We start from the raw sequence: 2,825 nt of genomic DNA, 5'->3' as shown, positions 1-2,825 counted from the left end.
GCCGGCGCCCGTCACCAGCGCCACGTCGCCATCAATATCGAACAGTTTCATCTTTCTCCCTCTCCCTGAAAGAAGGGGCGCCAGCCCTGCTGGCGCCCCGCGCGGTCCGGTGCTTGGGAGGCTATCACCTGCTGCGCTTTATTCCCATCTGCCGTGCCCTCAGCTCGTGGCGAGTTCCATCACGGCGACATTGCTTGCTTCGTCGCGATCGAGGATGCCGCGCTGGCGGCCGCGGCTCAGCACCAGAACCCGGTGCGAAAGCCCCAGCACCTCCTCGAGATCCGAGCTGACCACCACCACGGCCATGCCCGAGCGGGCAAGGTCGGCGATGACATCGTAGATCGCCGCGCGGGCGCCAACGTCGATGCCGCGCGTCGGCTCATCGAGGATGAACACCTTGGGCGGCCGCGACACCCATTTGGCGATGATCACCTTCTGCTGGTTGCCGCCGGAAAGTTTTGAGACCGCCTGGTTCGGCCGACCCTTGACGCCGAGCCTCGATATGCCGGCCTCGGCGAACCTCTGAACCGCTTTGGGAAACACCCAGCCCTTCGGTGCGACATGATCGAAATTGCCGATGGCGAGGTTCTCGCCGATCGTCTGCTCCAATACGACGCCCTGTTCCTTGCGGTCCTCCGGCACCAGCACGACGCCGGCCCTGATCGCCGCCGCGGGGCCGCTGAGATGAACAGGCTGGCCCGCGACCCGCACCGCGCCGGACGAGATTGGATCGGCGCCGGCGATCGCCCTGACCAGTTCGGTGCGGCCGGCGCCGATCAGCCCGGCGATGCCCAGGATTTCGCCCGATTTCACCGCGAACGAAACATTGTTGAAGCTGCGCTCCGGCGAGGACAGGTTCTCGACTTCGAGCACTGTTTCGGTGCCCGGCGCCGACAGCTTCGGGAACATGCGTTCGACGCTGCGTCCGACCATCTGCTCGACGACCGTGCGCACCGGGATGTCGGCGCGCTCGTGCCGGGCGACGATGCGGCCGTCGCGCATTACCACCACACGGTCGGCGATCTGAGCGATCTCGTCCAGCCGGTGGCTGATATAGATGAAGGACATGCCTTCGGCCTTGAGCTTGCGGATTTGCTTGAACAGCAGCTCCGTCTCCTCGCCGCCGAGCGCGGCGGTCGGTTCGTCGAGGATCAGAAGCTCGGCATTCAGCGTCAGCGCCTTGGCGATCTCCACCTGCTGCTGTGCCGCGACGCGCAGCGTGCGCACCTTGCGCTCCGGCGAGACGTCGAGGCCGAGGCGCTTCAATTGCGCCGAGGCCTTCGCGTTCATGGTTGCCCGGTCGATGCGGCCGCCCCGCATCGGCAGCCGCCCGACATAGACATTCTCCGCCACCGATAGGTCCGGCAGCAGCTTCAATTCCTGATGGATCATGCCGACGCCGGCCTCGATGGCCGCAGCGGGATTGGCGGGGGAATAGGGCTTCCCCCGCCAGATGATGGTGCCGGCATCAGGCTTGGTCGAACCGGCGATGATGTTGGACACCGTCGACTTCCCGGCACCGTTCTCGCCGAGCAGCGCCACGACCTCGCCCGGCCGCACCTCGAAGCTCGCATCGGCCAGGACCTGCACCGGTCCGTAGCTCTTGCAGAGGCCGTTGACGAAGAGCCCGTTATGCGGGCCTTCGCTATGGCGAGGTTCAGTGGACATCGTGGCGCTCTCTCAACGGTTGCCGCCTTACGGATGCTTCTCGATGAATTGCGCGACATTGTCCTTGGTGGTCAGCGTCGCGTCCTGCAGTTGCTCGGCCGGCAGCTTTTCGCCCGCCACGATCTTGATCGCCGAGTCGACGGCGAGCCGGCCCATGCCTTGCGTCTGCTGCGTCGCGGTCACGTCGAACACGCCCTCCTTCAGCGCCTTGAGCGCCGCAACGTCGCCGTCGAAGCCGGCGATCCAGACCTTGTGGTCGGGGTTGGCGACCTTGACCGCCTGCGCGGCGCCCAGAGCCAGCGCGTCGGCTTGGCCGAAGATGATCGAGACATTCGGATGGGCCTGCAGCAGGTCCTGCGCCAGCTTGAAGCCTTCGTCCTGGTGCCACTGATCGCTCCAGAGCTCGCCGACCACCTTGATATCCGGATAGGCCTTCAGCGCCTCGCCGCAGCCCTTGGAGCGGTCGACTTCCGGCGTCGTGCCCTTCTGGCCATGGATGATCACCATCTCGCCCTTGCCGCCGGCCTGCTTGGCGATGTAGTCGCACACGCCCTTGGCCGAGTTGACGCTGTCAGTGGCGATGAAGGTGTCGCCGGGCGCGCCGTCGGCGTTGCGGTCGACATTGACCACCGGGATGCCGGCGGCCTTCGCGGTCTTGGTCGGCACGGTCGCGGCGGTGGCGCCGGCCGGGATATAGATCAGCGCGTCGATGTTCTGGGTGAGGAGGTCCTGCACCTGGCTGACCTGCGTGGCCGAATCGCCCTTGGCGTCGACGGTGATGACCTCGATGCCCTTCTCCTTGGCATAGGCTTCGACCGACTGCTTGATCTGGTTGAAGAAGTCCGCCTGCAGATTGGCGACGGCAAGGCCGAGCTTCTTGGCGTCCTTGGCCGAGGCGGCATCGGACAGGCCGAGCAGCGGGACGATGGCCGCGGCCGCAAGCAGCAGTGAACGTTTGGTCAGCATGTTTTTCCTCCGTTGGTGTTCAATCTGTCAGCCTGCGCATCGCGGCGCCCTCGGCCGGACAGTCCCAGTCTCGGATCGACCGATCCGTTCCGCCCGGACATCCGGGCGAATTCCTATTGGCGGCGCCGCCGCCAGGTATCGGTGGCAACCGCCAGCGCGATCACCACGCCGATCACCACCTGCTGGATGAA

At 65.9% G+C, this 2,825-nt stretch carries 2 protein-coding genes; both read right to left on the bottom strand.

Going from position 1 to position 2,825, the window contains the following annotated elements; translation table 11 throughout:
• Positions 1-159: 159 nt before the first annotated feature.
• A complete protein-coding gene (locus EOA60_RS26990) occupies positions 160-1,668 on the bottom strand; it encodes a sugar ABC transporter ATP-binding protein (RefSeq protein ID WP_095776247.1) in 1,509 nt (502 codons plus the stop codon).
• Between the two features lie 27 nt (positions 1,669-1,695).
• Positions 1,696-2,634, bottom strand: a complete 939-nt coding sequence (locus EOA60_RS26985; protein ID WP_095823861.1) for a sugar ABC transporter substrate-binding protein — start codon at positions 2,632-2,634, stop codon at positions 1,696-1,698.
• Positions 2,635-2,825 lie beyond the last annotated feature (191 nt).

The organism is Mesorhizobium sp. M1A.F.Ca.IN.020.06.1.1, assembly GCF_004023265.1.
Classification (GTDB): Bacteria; Pseudomonadota; Alphaproteobacteria; order Rhizobiales; family Rhizobiaceae; genus Mesorhizobium.
Note: the sequence above shows the minus strand (reverse complement) of the source record. Positions and strands in the feature narration are given on the sequence as shown.

Bases quoted from the DNA above. Each gene is read 5' to 3' on its own strand.
- EOA60_RS26990 (WP_095776247.1), bottom strand. From the start codon at position 1,668: ATGTCCACTGAACCTCGCCATAGCGAAGGCCCGCATAACGGGCTCTTC.
- EOA60_RS26985 (WP_095823861.1), bottom strand. From the start codon at position 2,634: ATGCTGACCAAACGTTCACTGCTGCTTGCGGCCGCGGCCATCGTCCCG.